The 17,981-nt window shown below is 55.5% G+C and carries 19 protein-coding genes; 6 read left to right on the forward strand and 13 right to left on the reverse strand.

Annotated features, from left to right (window positions below):
- Positions 1 to 76: 76 nt before the first annotated feature.
- Positions 77 to 382: a copper-binding protein gene (locus AC6CIE_RS23930; protein WP_175124908.1), complete on the reverse strand. Its 306-nt coding sequence runs from the start codon at positions 380 to 382 to the stop codon at positions 77 to 79.
- Positions 383 to 586: 204 nt separating this feature from the next.
- Between AC6CIE_RS23930 and AC6CIE_RS23935 the strand changes: the two genes are divergently transcribed.
- The 6 genes from AC6CIE_RS23935 to rfbC all read left to right on the forward strand — a co-directional run bounded on the left by AC6CIE_RS23935 (position 587) and on the right by rfbC (position 5,789).
- Positions 587 to 1,147, forward strand: coding sequence for a cob(I)yrinic acid a,c-diamide adenosyltransferase (locus tag AC6CIE_RS23935; protein ID WP_452003106.1), 561 nt, complete (start codon positions 587 to 589; stop codon positions 1,145 to 1,147).
- A 168-nt stretch (positions 1,148 to 1,315) separates the two neighbouring features.
- Positions 1,316 to 2,377, forward strand: coding sequence for a dTDP-glucose 4,6-dehydratase (rfbB, locus tag AC6CIE_RS23940; protein WP_279971615.1), 1,062 nt, complete (start codon positions 1,316 to 1,318; stop codon positions 2,375 to 2,377).
- A gap of 160 nt (positions 2,378 to 2,537) precedes the next feature.
- Entirely contained in the window at positions 2,538 to 3,464 is a 927-nt protein-coding gene (locus tag AC6CIE_RS23945) for a glycosyltransferase family 2 protein (protein ID WP_498094294.1), read from the forward strand.
- Positions 3,465 to 3,467: 3 nt separating this feature from the next.
- Positions 3,468 to 4,364: a dTDP-4-dehydrorhamnose reductase gene (gene rfbD / locus AC6CIE_RS23950; protein WP_498094296.1), complete on the forward strand. Its 897-nt coding sequence runs from the start codon at positions 3,468 to 3,470 to the stop codon at positions 4,362 to 4,364.
- Complete coding sequence (rfbA, locus tag AC6CIE_RS23955; RefSeq protein WP_175186208.1) at positions 4,361 to 5,242, forward strand: glucose-1-phosphate thymidylyltransferase RfbA; 882 nt, start codon at positions 4,361 to 4,363, stop codon at positions 5,240 to 5,242. The genes rfbD and rfbA overlap by 4 nt, the downstream gene beginning before the upstream one ends.
- A gap of 1 nt (position 5,243) precedes the next feature.
- Entirely contained in the window at positions 5,244 to 5,789 is a 546-nt protein-coding gene (rfbC, locus tag AC6CIE_RS23960; RefSeq protein WP_291387532.1) for a dTDP-4-dehydrorhamnose 3,5-epimerase, read from the forward strand.
- 73 nt (positions 5,790 to 5,862) lie between these two features.
- On the opposite strand, the gene AC6CIE_RS23965 is transcribed toward rfbC, so the two are convergent.
- The 12 genes from AC6CIE_RS23965 to AC6CIE_RS24020 form a co-directional block, all read right to left on the reverse strand.
- Positions 5,863 to 7,017 carry a hypothetical protein gene (locus AC6CIE_RS23965; protein WP_498094298.1) on the reverse strand — a complete coding sequence of 385 codons (1,155 nt, stop codon included), beginning with the start codon at positions 7,015 to 7,017 and terminating at the stop codon, positions 5,863 to 5,865.
- A 17-nt stretch (positions 7,018 to 7,034) separates the two neighbouring features.
- Positions 7,035 to 8,759: a glycosyltransferase family protein gene (locus AC6CIE_RS23970; RefSeq protein WP_498094300.1), complete on the reverse strand. Its 1,725-nt coding sequence runs from the start codon at positions 8,757 to 8,759 to the stop codon at positions 7,035 to 7,037.
- 93 nt (positions 8,760 to 8,852) lie between these two features.
- Positions 8,853 to 9,596 (reverse strand): ABC transporter ATP-binding protein, encoded by a 744-nt coding sequence (locus tag AC6CIE_RS23975; RefSeq protein ID WP_175185910.1) that lies wholly within the window; start codon positions 9,594 to 9,596, stop codon positions 8,853 to 8,855.
- Positions 9,593 to 10,381 (reverse strand): ABC transporter permease, encoded by a 789-nt coding sequence (locus AC6CIE_RS23980; RefSeq protein WP_175185909.1) that lies wholly within the window; start codon positions 10,379 to 10,381, stop codon positions 9,593 to 9,595. Before AC6CIE_RS23980 ends, AC6CIE_RS23975 begins: the two co-directional genes overlap by 4 nt.
- Positions 10,382 to 10,383: 2 nt before the next feature.
- Complete coding sequence (locus AC6CIE_RS23985; protein ID WP_498094302.1) at positions 10,384 to 11,118, reverse strand: metallophosphoesterase family protein; 735 nt, start codon at positions 11,116 to 11,118, stop codon at positions 10,384 to 10,386.
- Complete coding sequence (locus tag AC6CIE_RS23990; protein ID WP_498094304.1) at positions 11,115 to 12,095, reverse strand: ATP-grasp domain-containing protein; 981 nt, start codon at positions 12,093 to 12,095, stop codon at positions 11,115 to 11,117. Before AC6CIE_RS23990 ends, AC6CIE_RS23985 begins: the two co-directional genes overlap by 4 nt.
- A gap of 8 nt (positions 12,096 to 12,103) precedes the next feature.
- The gene (locus AC6CIE_RS23995) at positions 12,104 to 12,853 is read right to left on the reverse strand and encodes an NAD-dependent epimerase/dehydratase family protein (RefSeq protein WP_452004135.1); all 750 of its coding nucleotides are present in this window, start codon (positions 12,851 to 12,853) and stop codon (positions 12,104 to 12,106) included.
- 78 nt (positions 12,854 to 12,931) lie between these two features.
- The gene (locus AC6CIE_RS24000) at positions 12,932 to 14,068 is read right to left on the reverse strand and encodes a DegT/DnrJ/EryC1/StrS family aminotransferase (RefSeq protein WP_175185905.1); all 1,137 of its coding nucleotides are present in this window, start codon (positions 14,066 to 14,068) and stop codon (positions 12,932 to 12,934) included.
- A gap of 447 nt (positions 14,069 to 14,515) precedes the next feature.
- Positions 14,516 to 14,926: a GtrA family protein gene (locus AC6CIE_RS24005; RefSeq protein ID WP_175185904.1), complete on the reverse strand. Its 411-nt coding sequence runs from the start codon at positions 14,924 to 14,926 to the stop codon at positions 14,516 to 14,518.
- A gap of 6 nt (positions 14,927 to 14,932) precedes the next feature.
- Positions 14,933 to 15,883 (reverse strand): WxcM-like domain-containing protein, encoded by a 951-nt coding sequence (locus AC6CIE_RS24010; RefSeq protein ID WP_498094306.1) that lies wholly within the window; start codon positions 15,881 to 15,883, stop codon positions 14,933 to 14,935.
- A complete protein-coding gene (locus AC6CIE_RS24015; RefSeq protein WP_452003129.1) occupies positions 15,880 to 16,821 on the reverse strand; it encodes a glycosyltransferase family 2 protein in 942 nt (313 codons plus the stop codon). Before AC6CIE_RS24015 ends, AC6CIE_RS24010 begins: the two co-directional genes overlap by 4 nt.
- Positions 16,822 to 16,823: 2 nt before the next feature.
- A complete protein-coding gene (locus tag AC6CIE_RS24020) occupies positions 16,824 to 17,918 on the reverse strand; it encodes a DegT/DnrJ/EryC1/StrS family aminotransferase (RefSeq protein ID WP_498094308.1) in 1,095 nt (364 codons plus the stop codon).
- Positions 17,919 to 17,981: the final 63 nt, after the last annotated feature.

Below are 17,981 nucleotides of genomic sequence, written 5' to 3' on the forward strand. Positions count from 1 at the left end.
GCCCCGGGCTCCCGCCGCAGACGCAAAAAAACCCCGCCGCAACGCTTTGCGGCGGGGTTTTTTCTTTGGGACAGCGTCAGTTCGTGATCGCCGTCACCACGTACTTGCCATCCTTGCGCGTAGCGGTAAACCGCACCTTGTCGCCCGCCTTGATATTGGCCAGCAACGCCGGATCGGCCTGGTAGACCAGCGACATCGCCGGCAGGTCCAGCGCCTTGATGGCATCGTGCTTGATCGTGACCTTGCCCGCCGCGGCGTCCACGCGCCGCACCTCGCCCGTGGCATCGGCCTGCTGCGCGAAAGCGACTGGCGTCGCCAGCGACACGACAGCCATTGCGGTGGCAACGGCCATGGGCGTTGCGTACTTGCGGTTAAAACCCATATGTAACCTCCCTATGCGATCCAAGCGGCCAGACGCGTAAGGCGCTCCTGCCGCTTTTTACAGTGCTAGGATACTGCGCGAATGCAACCATTCCGCCGCCAGTGCGCAACAATCCTGACGGTTGTTTGCGGGGCGGCCCTGCTTGCGGGCTGCGCTTACCGTCGGAAGCAAGCCTCCAACTCTTCTCACTGAATCAAAAAAGCCATGGCCAACCGCTTATCCGTCATTGCCACCCGCACCGGCGACGATGGCACCACCGGGCTTGGGGACGGATCCCGAATCCCCAAGGACGCCCCGCGCATCGCCGCCCTGGGCGATGTGGACGAACTGAACAGCGTCATCGGCCTGCTGCTCACTGAAACCCTGCCGGAGGACGTGTCCGCCGACCTGCTCACCATCCAGCACGACCTCTTCGACATGGGCGCGGAGCTTTGCATTCCCGGCCATGCCGCGATCACCCAAGCGCAGGTTGCTCATCTGGATGCGCGGCTCGCGCATTACAACGCTGCGCTGCCGCCGCTGCGCGAGTTCATCCTGCCCGGCGGCTCGCGACCGGCAGCAGTGGCGCACATGGCGCGCACGGTAGCCCGGCGTGCCGAGCGCGCGGTGGTCGCGCTGGCGGGAGTGGAGAGCGTAAATGCGCCGATCCGGCAGTACTTGAACCGGTTGTCGGATCTGATGTTCGTGCTGGCGCGTTACCTGAACAAGACGCTGGATGTGGGTGACATATTCTGGACAAGCCCAAACGCCGGTAAGGGCACGTAAGCCCTGCGAGGATTTGAAAGCCTTCCCGGGCGCACGGATTTCTCTACACGTCGATTACGGTCCACACTCTGTTTCATCTAGCCGGTCAAACCTGCTCGGTTACGGCATAATGACGGGTTATAGAGCGGGTTTGCGCACCGCGCTCACGGCTCAAGGATCCAATAGAGAATGAGTATTATTGTCACCGGCGGCGCCGGCTTCATCGGTTCGAATTTCGTGTTGGATTGGTTCGTGGAAGGCACCGAACCTGTCATCACGCTCGACAAGCTCACTTACGCGGGCAACCCAGAGAACCTCGCGTCCTTGGCCGGCAACCCCAATCATCAACTTGTTGTGGGCGATATCGGGGACACCAAGCTGGTGGCCGATCTGCTTGCCAAGCACAAACCTCGCGCTGTTCTTAACTTCGCTGCCGAATCGCACGTGGACCGCTCGATTCACGGCCCTGGCGAATTCATCCAGACCAACATCGTCGGCACCTTCCACCTCCTGGAGGCCGTCCGCGCGTACTGGTCGGCACTGCCCGAACAGGAAAAGCAGGACTTCCGTTTCCTGCACGTCTCGACCGACGAAGTCTACGGTTCGCTCAGCAAAGATGATCCTGCCTTCCGCGAGACCAACCCGTACGAGCCCAACAGCCCGTACTCCGCGAGCAAGGCGGCCAGCGATCATCTGGTCCGTGCGTACCACCACACCTATGGCCTGCCGGTTCTGACCACGAATTGCTCGAACAACTACGGGCCGTACCATTTCCCCGAAAAGCTGATCCCGCTGGTGATTCACAACGCACTTGCCGGCAAGCCGCTGCCTATCTACGGCGACGGCCAGCAGATCCGCGACTGGCTCTACGTGAAAGACCACTGCAGCGCCATTCGCCGCGTGCTGGACCAAGGCAAGCTGGGCGAAACCTACAACGTCGGCGGCTGGAACGAAAAGGCGAACCTGGACGTCGTGAACACGCTGTGCGAACTGCTCGACGAGCTCAGCCCGCGCGCCGACGGTCAGTCCTATAAGCAACAGATCACCTTCGTGAAAGACCGCCCTGGCCACGATCGTCGCTACGCGATCGATGCCGGCAAGCTGGAACGCGAACTGGGTTGGCGACCGGCGGAGACGTTCGAGAGCGGGATTCGCAAGACGGTTCAGTGGTACCTCGATAACCAAGCGTGGGTGCATAACGTCACTAGCGGCAACTACCGGGACTGGGTTGCGACGCAATACAACGCGTAAGCATCCGGCATGGCGATCACGACCGTGGCGCGCTTCGGCGCCCATCGGTCGTGAATTCAACCCGCGCTAAAGCCAGCCGACGCATTTTCCGCGCCCGGCGGCCTTAATCATTGGCGCCTCATCTACCCTCAACAAAGCGTTCATCCGCACAGGCAGACCAGTGAGCAAGCAAGTCGCCATCCTTCTCTGTACATACCAAGGCCAGCAGTATCTGGCCGAACAATTGGATTCGTACTCGCGGCAGTCATATGCTCATTGGGATCTTTGGGTATCGGACGACGGCTCAAAGGACGGCACGCGGCCAATCCTTCAGTCCTATAACGAAAGTTGGGGTGACGCGCATCGGGTTGCCGTTTTCGACGGGCCCAAACGGGGATTCGCAGCAAATTTCCTGTCGCTTCTTTGCCAGCCGACAATTCAGGGCGACTATTTCTCGTTTTCCGACCAGGATGACATCTGGGACCCCGAGAAAATTGAACGGGCCGTTCAATGGTTGGATACGGTTCCGGCCGACATCCCCGCGCTTTACTGCAGCCGCACGCGACTGGTGGACGAGAACGATACTGAAATCGGGCTGTCCCCGCTCTTTCAACGGCCCCCTCACTTCAAGAATGCACTCGTGCAGAATATCGCTGGTGGAAACACCATGGTATTCAATCGAGCCGCCCGCGCGCTACTGCTCAAAGCCGGTCCCACTGTCGATGTCGTTGCACACGACTGGTGGGTATATCAGGTCATCAGTGCCTGCGGTGGCGCGCTGCATTACGATGCTCGCCCTGCATTGCGATACCGTCAACACGGCGGAAATCTCATCGGATCCAACAACGGACTCAGTGCGCGTTTACGGCGCGTCAGCATGCTGTTCGAAGGACACTTGAAGGACTGGAACGAGCGGAACATTCGCGCTCTTGGTTTGATTCAGTCCGACATGTCAAATGAAGCTCGTGACACCTTCGTACAATTCAGCGAAGCGAGACGCGGCTCGGCGCTCGGGCGTATATATGGTGTCCGCAGCTCGGGCGTCTATCGCCAAACCGCATTGGGCAATATAGGTCTGCTTGCAGCAGCACTATTCAACAAGATTTGACCTATGAAGATACTTTTGTTGGGAAAGGGGGGAAACGTTGGACAAGAACTGCAACGTACTCTCCTGCCTTTCGGTGACGTAATTGCAATGTGCCGGCAGGATATCGATCTGGAAGATATCCCGTCTCTGAACGAAGCGCTTGCCAGGCAATCGCCGGACGTGATCGTAAACGCCGCCGCATACACCGCCGTGGATCAGGCGGAATCCAATGCGACCAGCGCCCATCGCATCAATGCGGACGCTGTTGCGGCCATGGCCAATTATGCAGGGCTGAGCAATTCATTGCTTGTCCACTACTCGACGGATTATGTATTCGACGGAGCAAAGGATGACGCCTACGTCGAAAATGATTCGCCTAATCCCCTGAGCGTATACGGCAGCTCCAAGCTGGCGGGTGAAATCGCCATCCAGGAGAGTGGCTGCCAAGCCATCGTGCTGCGCACCAGCTGGGTGTATTCGTCACACGGCAGCAACTTCGTAAAAACCATTTTGCGTCTTGCGAAAGAAAGAGACGAACTGCGGATCGTCGCCGACCAGATTGGCGCACCAACCTCCGCCGAATTGATTGCTGACGTTACGGCGCTGGCCCTGGCCGGATACCGCAGCAAGGAACTCCCTCGCGGCGTTTTTCATTTATCAGCGTCGGGTAGTACCACCTGGCACGGCCTGGCCCGTCATATCGTGCAAAGAGCGCTTCAAAATGGGGCGGATTTGAAAGTATCGCCTGATCGCGTTGTTCCGATCACAACTGAGGAATACCCGGTCCCCGCCCGACGGCCAAAGAACTCTCGTCTGGATACCCAAGCGCTGACTAACGCGCTAGGATTGGAATTGCCGCATTGGACCGCGCATGCGGATCGCGTGATAGATCAACTTACAAAATGGGACACTCAGCTATGAAACGCAAAGGCATCATCCTGGCAGGTGGCTCCGGCACGCGCCTGCACCCCGCCACCCTCGCGATCAGCAAACAACTGCTGCCAGTTTTTGATAAACCGATGATCTACTACCCGCTCAGCACTTTGATGCTGGCTGGTATCCAAGATATTCTGATCATCTCCACCCCACAAGACACCCCTCGCTTTGAGCAACTGCTCGGCACGGGCGAAAAATGGGGTCTAAATCTGCAGTATGCCGTACAGCCCTCACCCGACGGCTTGGCCCAAGCCTTCATCATCGGCGAACAATTTATTGGAAATGATCTGTCGGCGCTGGTGCTGGGCGACAACATTTACTACGGCCACGATTTTCATCAGTTGTTGGGCAGCGCCAACGCGCGCACTGACGAAGCTACCGTGTTTGCGTATCACGTCACTGATCCCGAGCGTTATGGCGTCGCCGAATTCGACACAAACGGGAAAATGCTCTCCCTTGAGGAAAAACCCGCCAAGCCGAAGTCCAATTATGCGGTGACCGGCCTTTATTTCTACGACAAGGACGTCGTTAGCATTGCCAAAAGCGTGAAGCCCTCCCCCCGCGGAGAGCTGGAAATTACCGACGTGAACCGCGTCTACCTGGAACGCGAAAAGCTGTCCGTGGAAATCATGGGTCGCGGGTATGCCTGGCTAGATACGGGCACCCACGAATCTCTGCTTGAAGCCGGTCAATTCATTGCCACCCTGGAGAACCGCCAAGGCCTGAAGGTGGCTTGCCCTGAAGAAATCGCCTTCCGCCAAAAGTGGATTTCTGCTGAACAGCTCGAAACGCTCGCAGCGCCGTTGGCCAAGAATGGCTATGGAAAATACCTCCAACGCCTCCTCACTGACACGGTTTACTGATATGAAAGCCACACCGCTATCCATCCCCGATGTCATTCTGTTCGAGCCCAAAGTGTTTGGCGATGAACGCGGCTTCTTCTTTGAGAGCTTCAATCAGCGCACTTTCGAGGCAGCCGTCGGCCGTTCCGTCGAGTTCGTGCAGGATAACCACTCCAGCTCCGCGAAAGGCGTCCTGCGCGGTCTCCATTACCAGATCAAGCAGACGCAAGGCAAGCTGGTGCGCGCGACAGTCGGCACGGTTTTTGACGTAGCGGTTGATCTTCGTCGGTCGTCCCCCACGTTCGGCAAGTGGGTTGGCGCCTTGCTGAGCGCCGAGAACAAACACCAGCTCTGGGTGCCCGAGGGATTCGGCCACGGCTTCGCCGTGTTGTCGGAGCGCGCGGAATTCTTGTACAAGACGACCGATTATTACGCCCCGGAGCACGAGCGATGCGTGCTTTGGAATGACCCCCAGTTGCAGATTGATTGGCAACTGGAGCAGGCTCCCACATTGTCCGCCAAGGATCAAGCCGGGAAGACGCTGGGTGAAGCGGAGGTCTTCGCCTAGCAATAATGGCGCCCGCAGCAAAAAACCCCAACGCTTGGATCGGATCCAACCGTTGGGGTTTTTTTTGCTCCGATTACTGCGGGAGGCTGCGCGTCCTGCCTCGGTACTTGCACCAAGTCATCCAGGCAGCGCTGAACGCGAAGATGATGTACACGACCCTGGAAAACAAAAAGTATCGATATTCCACTTCCGACATGAACGCGGTAATTGCGGCAGAACCGAATGCCGCGATCACCACGATGGAAAGCCACGGTCGCGCAAAAAAAACAGATGCCAGCGAGGCCAAACCTACAACGATGAAAATCGCCTGGAAAAAGAAAAGGTCGGTGCTGCTGTAATCGAGAATATGAGGCGTGTGATCCACTGGCGCAGCGCCCAGCGACGGCGTCCAATAAAACTTGAACAGGCCGTGAAAGAACTTGACTGCCAAAAACTCAAAATCTGACACTGGCCTTGCAAGCGAGGCTGCGTAAGCACCTTCGGCGGGCAACGAGTAGGCTATCAACTCGACGTATGGCTGCTTCGTCGATTCGGCGTATACCAGCATCGCCTGGGGTTCATAAAACCAAGGTATGCCGGTATGCAGATAAACCCAAAACAGCTGCAGCAGACAAGTTCCGGCGCCTAATGCAAAAAGCGTCGCCGACATCGCAGCGGCTTTCGACCTCAGTCTGATCGAATAGGCGAACCAAACGAAAACCATCAAGGCCAGAACTATGACGTAGTTTTGCCTGAACAATACCGAACACCCCGCTAGCGCTCCGCCTATAAGCGCCGCACCCGGACGCGGCGTCAAGCCCCCAGAGGATGCTATGGCAATGCCCGCCATGAGCAGACACAAGCTCTGGATATCGGCTAGACGCAACGGCAAATAACCTACGGTCTGGACCAACATCACCAACCAAAACGCCGTCACCACCGCCCACGACCGCGCTTTCCCTCGAACATTCATCGACGCGCTCGGCGCTTCAAATGCGCTGATTCGAGAAAACAACGTCCATGCAGAGAAAATCAAAACCAACAGGCAAATCAGGTTCAACAGCAGAGTGACGTAGGTCACAGTCACCGGATCAGAAGCCACCAGCGACGGAAATGCGTAGTAGAGCAGGATGCCAACAGGGCGTAGCCCGTTATAGCAACCCATGAAGTCTCCACTCACGATATGGCGACCACACGCGAGTCCGAGTTCCCGATATGCACCAGAATCGGCCGTCCAGGGAAACAGCATTTTAAAAACCCATCATCCTAGAAAGTGCGGCGGCCTATGCGCCAACCCAGATATTTCCAAAGCGTGAGTCCACGACGCGTGTTCTTCTCGAAGAAATGCGTGTATCCGTAAAGACGAGCGAAGAATCTTCCGAGACGCGTGCGCTTTGGCGAATGGCCGTACTGAATGTGGTGTTCTATGACATTCGCGTAGACCGCGGGGTAGCCTTCAATGGAATAGTTCGGAAACGGAACCTCATCGGCATTGTCCGCACCCCAAACCCTGATCATGTCCAGATCCAACGTCTCGATCAACGCCAGATCCGCCTTCCGCACAATGCAGCTGACAGGCACACCGATGATGGAATCATTGAGCCGGCGTATGAGCGGAAAAACCTCACCGACATATAGGGTCATGTCGATGATTGCACTGTTGCCGAGGCCGAGCAGTTGCAGGCATGCTTCGAATTCCAGCTCGGTATTGACGAGATAAAACGTTGCGCCGTAGCCCTTCCTGGAATCTGCCGATAGGTACGCTTGCGGATTGGGAAGATCCACGAGGCCGATACGGGGCAATCTTGAGGCAGCCACTCGAATATCCGCGATCCGTCGGGTCTCCCTATCGGGTTTCGCCGCATCAACTGCGGTGTTGGAATCGCTTCTGAGATCCACCGTCGCCAGATACCAGACCCCATAGTCCGGCATCCAGCTCATGTCCGCCTCCGGAGCCTTGGAAGCACGATCAATCGCCCGGCGCCATCCGGCCAGTTCGTTATCGAACGTGTAGTTGGTCGCGACGTCCTTGCGTGCCGCTTCAACAATCGAACGACGCAACGACTCATCTTCCACAAGGCGTGTAATCGCGTTAGTCCAGGCTTCCGTCGAACTATTCACCAACAAGCCAGACACGCCATCTTTGATCGTGTTCGAGTAAGGAGGAAAGTTGCTATAGACACCCGCAATGCCGCAGCCGCCGAATTCCCGGTACTTATTGTTTGTCTTTGACCGGAAAAAAGGAGTATCCACGCCCGGCGCCAAACCGATGTCAAATCCAGCCTGGAAGAAGGCGCGAATAAAATTGTCGTAGCCCCGAACCGGCTTGTTCAGTACGACGCCAGGAACCCCTCGCAATTCAGCCGGCGGCGCTTTACGCCACAAGTGAAATTCGACCCTATCCGAGTACTTCCTCAAGACATTGGCTACCGCCGTATAAAGCATTTTCTCCAGATGCCGATCATCGAGGCGACCGGTCGGATATGCGATCTTGATCTTTCGATCTGATCGGTTCAACGCAAGACCGTTGACCAAATCCATGTCGAAGTAGCAGCGAACAAACTCGGGATCCGCGCCCCTGCTGCGCGCGCGCTCCTCCATCCGCTCGGAGTAAACCCGCACCACGTCTGCCAATTCAAAAAACCTGCGCACCACATGAAGCCGGAAAAATGCGCGATGATAGATCGCGACATCACTCGACAGCGGAATCTCCTCGAAATTGTCATCGATGTCATAGATGATTTTCTTTCCGAGCCGCTTCAACTCATACAACAATTGAAGATCACCGATTTCGCAATTTCTCGAAAAAACCGCGATATCGCACCACCGGATGTCCGATTCAAGAAACGGAGAAAAATTGGCCAGGCGCAATCGCAGGCTTATCTCACCTTTGCTAGCCAAAGCTCCCAAAGGCCTCATGACGCCAATAATTGTGCTGGGAATGAACCCCGGCACGACAATGAGGATGCGTTTCTTTTTTTGTCTATTCATGCCGCGATGCGCCTCGAGCCGCGCTGAATATTGCGACGCAGCTTGAAATAATGCTGTTTATGTAATTTATCAGGCTGTATATGGCGGTGCGCATCACCGGGCCATGGTCGGAGCTCGCACTTCGTAATCTTTCAGCACGTCCTCGACGGGACCATCCACGATTACCTTACCCTTATGCAGCCATACCACCCGGCTGCAGAATTGACGGATGAGGTCCATGGAGTGCGAACTGATCACGGTAGTACGTCCTCCAGACAAGAGCTTTTCAATGCGCTGCTTGGCTTTCTCGGCAAATTGCGCATCGCCAGCGCCGACAACCTCGTCAGCGATCAAGATCTCTGGATTGATCGCCGTAGAAGTCGCAAATGCCAAGCGCATGAACATCCCGGCAGAATACGTCCGAGCAGGCTGGTCCAGAAATTCACCCAATTCAGAGAACTCGCTGATCTCGCCAATCTTTTCGGCGATGGATTCATTGGACTCGCCCAAGAGCATCAATCTGATGCGGATGTTCTCCAAGCCAGTGTGATGAAGTTCGAATCCTGTCGCGAAATCGAGTAGCGGAGAGACGCGGCCGCGAATGTTCACGGTGCCATGACTCGGATGAAAGATTCCTGACATCACGCGGAGCAACGTGCTCTTGCCCGCGCCATTCAAACCGACAAGTCCGACTTGCTCACCATTGTCGATGGTCAGCGATATGTCGTCGATTGCACGGTAGAATTTTTTCTCAGGGCCGCGCTTTGGAGAAAACTTGCTCAGCAGCGCGCTTTTCAAGCTTGCGCCATCCACATGTTCAAGAGGATAGTCTATCGAAACGTTCTTTAATTCAATCATGACCAAAACGGCACATACCGTCCCCAACGCGACCCGAAATAAAACCTGAGCACGACAAGCACCAGCGCGAAAACGCCGGCGATCGCATAATGAGATCCGTTTGCAAAATCGCCAGTCAGCACCGGCACTCTGACAATCTCAATAAGCGAAGACAACGGATTCATATAGATAGCGAAACTGAGCCCTTTCTGAATCAGCACTTCTGCAGGGTAAATAACGGGGGTAACGACAAACAACAGGCTGAAGATACCTGCCAATCCATGCTGCAGATCCCGATAGCGCAAGCCAAGGTATGCCAACGTGCCAATTGCGCCATAAGAGTAGGCCAGAAGCAGCATCAGCCCAGGCAATGCGTACAGCAGCCCCAACGGATGCAGCTTGCCAAAATAGAGCAACACGCCTAGCGCCGTAGCCAGACCTATGGCCAAATAAATGACTTGCGTGAAAACGGTGCGAAAGATGAATATCGATTGAGGCAACGGCAACTGCTTTAGATAGCCGTGCGCAACGACGAACGATGAACATCCCTCCATCATGGATCCAGCGATGAAGCCCCAAATCGCAAAGCCCATCGTCAGAAAGGGGATGAAATCTTCAGGCTTCAGATGAAAGACGGCCGCCCAAATGACGCCTGCACCAAGTGAAAACGCCAATTGATGGATGACCGGCCAAATTACACCCAGCTTGGATCTGCGGAATTTGTTCTTTACATCCGACGCGGACAGATAACTCCAAATATTGAAGTTATTGACCGCCAGTTTGAATTCTCTGAATAACAGCGTCACGTCTAGGACCTTGATAGAATCTGGACCATTGAGGAATGCACACCCTCTTGCGTCAAGTGATGTTGATACGCGCCCACATCGTAAGAGGCTCGCCGGAAATCCAGCTCTCCGCTAAATGGCAACAGGGACGCAAAACTCGCGCCAGGCTTGCGGTCTCTCACCTGCCCCACCGAACCAGGATTTATTACGTTCAATGCCCCCGCTTGGCGCGACATCGGATGATGGGTGTGTCCGAGCACCAAAAACCCGGGTTCGTCGCTGGCCAGAAAGTCGATCGACGTGTCGGGATAAACATACTCCTCGACATCCCTGGGACTTCCATGCGCAACGCGAACCACGACTGGATCAGCGTTCGTACCGGACTTGTCAGTCAAGAACAACGTCGCTGTATCGGGCAAACCCGCCAGCCACTCGCGGTTCTCAACGCTCAGTGCCTGCCGATTCGCAAGAACCCGATATTTTTCTTCTCGGCTCGCCGGGTAGTCCAGTTCACCCAACACGTATTTATCGTGGTTGCCTTTAATACAGATTACAGACAACTCTCGGAGCCGCTCGCAGACTTCATTGGGCTCAGTGTAGTAGCCGGTCAGGTCGCCCGCGCAGATCAACACATCGTCTGCTTGCGTCTCGGCGAGCACAGCCTCCAAAGCCACCCGATTGGAGTGGACATCGGCCATCAGAATCAGCGCCGACTTGTCGCTGATCGTCAGGTGGCGAGTAAGTGTGGACTCTTTCAATCGAAATAGATCTCTTCGTAGTAGCGCAGGAAGCGTCCGCTTTCGGCTATTTTCCAACCCGAAAACCGCTTCTTCTGAACGATATTACTAACGAAGGCTGCGCAGGAGTTATACCCGTAGTACGCCTTGGACGCCTCGGTAGAACTGAGCCGCCCGTTGATTTCGAAGAGTACCGGTCCCGTTTCGGTCAGGATGAGCTGGACATTCACGTGGCCGAAGTCCATGCCCTCCGCCACCAATGCCTGACCGACGCTGGCCACATATTTTTGAATGGCTGCGTCTTGCACGATCTCCCCGTAGGATGTCGCGCCATCCGGCGTCAACGTACGGCGGAAAATGATCGTATTGATTTCACCGGTGTACCGGTCGACGTAGCAACCGCACGTGTACTCCTCGCCGACCAGCCTTTCCTGAACCAGGAAACTTGCTGGCTTGATGACCTTATCGTCGACCAAACGTTGGGCTTCGCTCTTGCCGCCAAGGCGAAAGATGCTGCGCGACGAAGAGCTATGGTTTGGCTTGACCACCACGGGGCCATCAAACTGTTCAGACGTAAGATATTCCTCTAGCGTGCACGTGAATGGCACCCGGATGGAATGTCGCGACAGAACTGCCGAGGTCTTGACTTTGTCCATGCAGATATCTGCAATCTTGGACGAAATAGTTGCCGCTTTCAGCGTTTCATCGCGATACGCCGAGATCTTTGCAAGCTCATGCTGAGTGCCGGCAAACACGATGTCGATGTCATGATCGGACACGTACTGCCTGAGATGGTCGAGATACCCGCTGTCGGCCGCGAGCGGAAAGATCGGCTTTTGAACTACGGGAGCCGTCGGGAGAGAGAAAAACCGCCCCGCTCCTATCTCTTCGCTATTGGCGAAATGAATATTCAAGGGTTCGCCAAAATCGTACATGGCAAGAGCCTTGTAGATGCTTTGACCCATCACGGATCCAGCGCCCGTAATCAGGATATTCATGAATACTCTTACCTTTTGCTTGCGATTATCTGCCTGACGTATGCGGTCAAAGCATCTTCAAAGTTAGACCAGTTCAACCCTGCGTCATCGGGCAAGGATACCTGCATCGTCCGCACGTCGAGCGCGGAAGAATCTGCCGTCATCGGCACTTCTTCGATTGGTAGCTGCGCAACGCGCGAGACGAGTTCCACGATTTCCGCCACGCTGGCGGAATCCGGGTAACCCGCATTAAAGACCGTATGCGCTTCCCCGATTCCGGAATTACCGGCGATGAAATATCGCAACAGCGCGCAGAGGTCGTCGACGTGAATATAGGTACGGCGCTTAAGGCCGAGTCCGAATTTCTTGAGCGGTGTGCCAGAGGCAACCGATTGCTCAATGGCCCTGAAAAAATTCCCGTGCTTCTGACCGACGCCGAACACGTCGGCGATGCGAATACTAACCGTGGGAACTGGCGAAAACTCCGCCATGAGGCGTTCGCCAAACACCTTGGACGCGGCGTAATGATCATTGCACCGCGTCCGCTCATCAAGCCTGCATTCCAGCGCCCGTGGATAAACGTTATTGGTCGAGGCATAGACGATGCGCGAGAACTTGCCGCCCTGCGCCAACTCAACCAGCCAGCTATCCGCTGCAAGATTCGCCAACATGGCGTCGCGTGAATTTGCGACAGCCGCTCCCAAGTGCACCAAAGCAGTTCCCGGAGCCACGTCTTCGACAGGCGTGGGGGAAAAGCTGTCGGCGCCCAGGATTTCCACCAAGCGATTGCCTATGTAACCCGTGGCACCCGTGACGGCCACGCCCAAGGAAGGCGAATACTTGCAGCGAAGGTCCACTTAGGCCCCCACGCGAACGATCTTCTTCAGCGTCTGGGCAATATAGTCCACGTCGCGTTCGGTGACATTCATGTGCATCGGCAGGGACAGGATCTCCTTGCTTGCCAAATGCGCATTGGGGCAGGTTCCGGCGCCATGGCTGTACTGGCGATACTCGGTATTGTCGCGATAGTGAACGCCAGGGTGGATGTCGTGCTCGTTCAAGGCCATGAGGACTTCCTCACGCTTGTTTACGCGAACCTGAAACAAGTGGCGCGACGATTCGCAGTCCGGAGCAATGGGAACGACGCGAATCAGCTCATCACCGGCAAGCCGCTCTTCGTACCACTTGGCCAACTGGCGGCGGTAGGCATTATCGCGGTCCAGATACTTCAGCGAAACCAGGCCGATCGCGGCCATGATGGAATTGCCGTGATACTTGAAGCCGATTTCCTCGACGTCGTACATCCACTTGTACGAACCCTGATTCACCGTGCGAGCGTACGTGTCTTTATTGATGCCAAGCCAGCTCAACTTGCGCGCGCGCTCATCGCGGGCAGCATCGTTGAAGCAGATCATTCCGGAATCAGCCGTGGCAAGGTTCTTCACCGCCTGGAAACTGAACACCGTGCAATCCGCGTCCGAGCCGACATGCTTGCCATTCAGGCGCGTTCCCGACATGTGCGCAGCGTCAAGAATGAGGGTGAGACCGCGCTCTTTGCACAGCTTGCGCACTTCTTCGTAGCGCCCGGTGTTGCCACCCATGCCGACAAACATCACTGCACGCGTGCGCGGCGTGATCTTGCGTTCGATATCCTTGGGATCCAGGCACAGGAATTCGTCGACATCGGCAAAGACGGGCTTGAGATTGCAGTACATCACCGCATGGTTGGAAGACACGAAGGTCAAGGGCGGCGTGATGACTTCATCGCCGTCGTCCCAACCGAATTCGGTCTTGAACATGTAAAGCGCCAAGTGCAATCCGACGGTATTCGAGCTCAGAAAATGGGAGTGAGCCAGACCCGTGTACGCGGACCACTGCTTTTCCATTTCGATGGTTTTAAAACCGAGACCAGTCCAGCCTTTCTCCAAGCACTCACGAATGCCTTCCAGGCACTCGTCGACACGAAAGTTGGGCACGAAGAGCTGAATCGCCATGAAATTACCTTTAGTTAATAGATAGAGGACGGCGTCTTTGACGCTGAGTGGCCCAAATAAAGGTTGGCCATGATCAATCGCCGATTTTGTTTACCATCAATGGAGTTCGGCGCCTCGTTTCCATTGGGAGCGCACAGAAAAACTTCGCCCACGACCCTGAACGGCGTCGCAGGCGCAGATACCCACCTGGAACCACTTGTGCCTGGACCTCGGGTACGCGCAGTGCAAGGCCCCGGCCGAACCGGTCAATTGTATGCCAACGCGCGCCAACGGTCGCTGCCGGAGACCGTGTGCTGTCAAAAAATTGCAACGAGACTTCTGCTTTGCGACTTTGAGTCTCAGAAGGCAGGGTCGGAGCGAGTTCCGCCCTCGGATTTCTCATGGTGACCCCAATTTTCAGGGCGCCGATCGGACAAGGTTTGCCCGTACGCGAAGCGTCTGCCCCGCTCAGCGCGAATCGTGCCCCCCATCACTTTTCGTCGCAAAGGCGAGGCGCGACAGCAGGTAAGTGATGGGTATCGTCACGGCGACGGCGATCAGCGGCGCCACCTTGGCCGACAAGAGCAGGACGTCTACCCAGAGGTAGATCACCACCATCCCCATCCCGTACTGGACTGCATACACGACCGGCATCATGAATGCGCTCGCCAGGCCTCGGTGCGATTTGAAGACGTAAATCCGATTCAAGACATATGCCAGGATTATGCCCAGGGCATATGCAATCGAATAGCTGACCTGGTAGGAAAATATCCTGAGCAATACAAGATAGATTAAATAAGTGGCTGCGGTATTGAAAGCTCCAGACACCAAAAACCTGGAAAACTTGAATTGCGTCCACTTTTCAATAAAGCTGCGCATCACCAGTCACTTCGTCCGTGCGCCCACCATGGCAAGAAATTCATCATAATCTCGCACATAATCATTTGAATCATAATGATGGGAGGCGAACACCATCAACAGGGCGTCGGGAGAGTATTTATATTGAATACCCCACGTCATGGGCGGCAGGTACACCCCCTTGGTAGGGGAATCGAGCACAAATTCTTCGCGATTTTCGCCGTCGTCGGCGACAACGTGCACCTGCCCTTTCACCGCAACCAGAAACTGGTGGCACTCGCGATGCGCGTGCTCTCCGCGAGTTTCGGCGGTGGGAACGTCGTAAACGAGGAAATAACGCAACGGCGTAAATGGGATATCTTCGCCGAACTCTCCAGCTGTCAGACTGCCTCGGATGTCCGACACTCGGTTCATTGTATGGAGCGTGACGTTCCTGACTTTGGTCGGGACAAGCCGCGTCCCCGCTTTGGCGTCCCTGTCTGCTTCAAAGCCGGTGGCCTGCGCGTCGATATAACCGATTATTTTTGCAGGATTGCCAACCACTATCGCATTCGGCGGCACAGAGCGCGTCACAACGGCGCCTGCACCGATCATTGCATTCATGCCAATCGTAATGCCCGGCAAGATGGTGCAATTTGCGCCCAATGACGCACCGCTTCTTACGATAGTTCGCGCGAAGGATTCGGGATAAACCTTGCTTCGCGGAAACCTATCATTGGTAAAGGTTGCGTTGGGACCAACAAATACGTCATCCTCCAACGTAATGCCATCCCATACTTGCACGCCGCACTTGAGCGTAACGCGGTTTCCAATGACGACGTCATTCTCTATAAAAACGTTGTCGCAGACATTGCAGTCAGACCCGACTTGAGCGCCGGGAAGAATGTGAGCAAACGCCCACACGCGCGTACCGGACCCGATGTTCTCCGATTCACAAAGCGCCCTGTCATGTACAAAAAAATCCATGGTCCCGCTCATGATTGTGCTTCCTGTCCAAACCGCACTATTCTCATAGGAATTGCCAGCGGTCTCTTTTTTGTGTTTTCGTAGGTTCTCCAAGCGTACGAACCAACGATGCCAAGCCCTAGAAGATTCAGACTTCCAAAAAGCAGAATGCTTAGCAATGTGAACGTATAGCCAGGCACTTCGATCACGCCCATGAGCTTTGCTGAGAGAATAAACAAGCCGCACAGGGCGGCTGCTAATACTCCCAGTCCACCAATGCGAATTAGCAGCCTGATAGGCAGATCCGTGAAGGAAAACACACTGTCCATCATGTAATTCACCTTCTTGCGGAACGTCCAGCCAGATTTTCCAACAGTACGTTCCTGCCGACGGTAAGTCACGACTTCGCGCCGAAATCCAAGCCAGAAAATCTGGGCCACGAGGGAGCTGTGCCGTTCTTCCATGCTCAGCAGAGTGTCACGAAAAACACGATTGCAGCCGAACATATCAATTCCGCCGGGCGGCATCTCAGGCACCACATAGCGTCGATACAGCGCCCAAAACAGATTGGAGGCAAGGCTGGAAGTCCACGAATCCTCACGGCCTTCGCGAGCGCCTACCACCACATCACATTGGTCTGAAGCCAGGATGCGCGCCATACTCAACACCAATTCCGGCGGTTCCTGAAGATCGGCCGCCATGACGGCGAATGTGTCACCAGTGCCGTGCTGCAGCCCGACGCGAATCGCCATGAAGGAGCCAAAATTGCGCGACAACAGAATGAGCTGCGACTTGAACTGCGCAGAAGGCAATGCTTCATTCAACACGGCATACGAGCGATCGGGACTCCCGTCCACCACGAAGACAGCCTCGAAATCCCCTTTTAACTGAATATCAAGATTTCTCACCGCTTCCAATAGGGACGGGACATTCGCCTCGTTTTTGTACACAGGAACGACGAGCGTCAACAAGCTCACGCCTCCTGGGCAAAGAATTGGGTCACGGCATCTATCACTTTGCTTACCTCCTCGTCGGTCATGCCAGGAAAGCAAGGGAGCGAAACCGCTGTATCGCATGCGGCTTCTGTTACTGGAAGCGACAGTCCGGCATATTCCCGGTAAGCGGGTTGGCGATGATCGGGAATGGGATAATGGATGTCGCTGCCAATTTCCTGGTCCTTCAAAGCTTGCATCAAGGCCATTCTTTTGGGTGTGCGCATCACGTAAAGATGCGCAACAAAATCCAACCCGCAAGAAGCAGGGAGTTTCACATCCAAAGACGAAAAGGCAGCGGAATACTGCTTTGCAATCTCCCGGCGTCGCTCATTCCACATATCAAGCGACGGCAGTTTTTCGCGGAGCACCGCAGCCTGCAGTTCATCCAAGCGGCTGTTACGGCCGCCCGGCACCGATACGGTGTATTTGCTTGACCAGCCGTACTGCCTGATCTGCTTGACCCGCTGCGCGAGCTCGGAATCGTTCGTCACGACGGCGCCGCCATCTCCCACAGCTCCCAGGTTTTTTGTGGGATAAAAACTGAAGCAGGCTATCGTTCCGAAGCTTCCCGCCAGCTTGGCATCATTACGCGCGCCGTGCGCTTGGGCACAGTCCTCGAGCACCGGGACTCCAGCCTTGGCACACATCTCAACTATCTCTTCAATGTGGGCCAGCTGCCCATAAAGATGCGTGGCGATGACTGCCTTCGGGCGAGATCCGAGGGCTTCGTGCAATGACTTCGGACATATGGTGAGCGTACGGTCATCGACATCCACATAGAGCGGCACCGCGCCTATGGCGTGTATCGCGGTGCTACCGTAAAAGCCGGCATTTGCGACCGTCACCACGTGATCGCCTGCGTGCACGCCCAATCCACGTAAGGCGATTTCCAAGGCATCCGAGCCGTTGGCCACGCTTATGCAGTGCTTCACACCGACGTACTTGGCGAACTCAGTCTCAAAACTGGAAACCTCATTCCCCAGCACGTACCAATTGCTGGTTGCCACCCGATTGAGCGGCGCAATCAGATCGACGTCTTTATTGGCCCTTTCGGCCGAAAATAGGGGGATCATAGGAACGGTATTTCCCAAAGTGTGAATGTAAAGACGGCGGAGAAGCTCCGCCGTTTCATTTGG

The sequence above is a fragment of the Achromobacter sp. GQ309 genome (genome assembly GCF_059759315.1).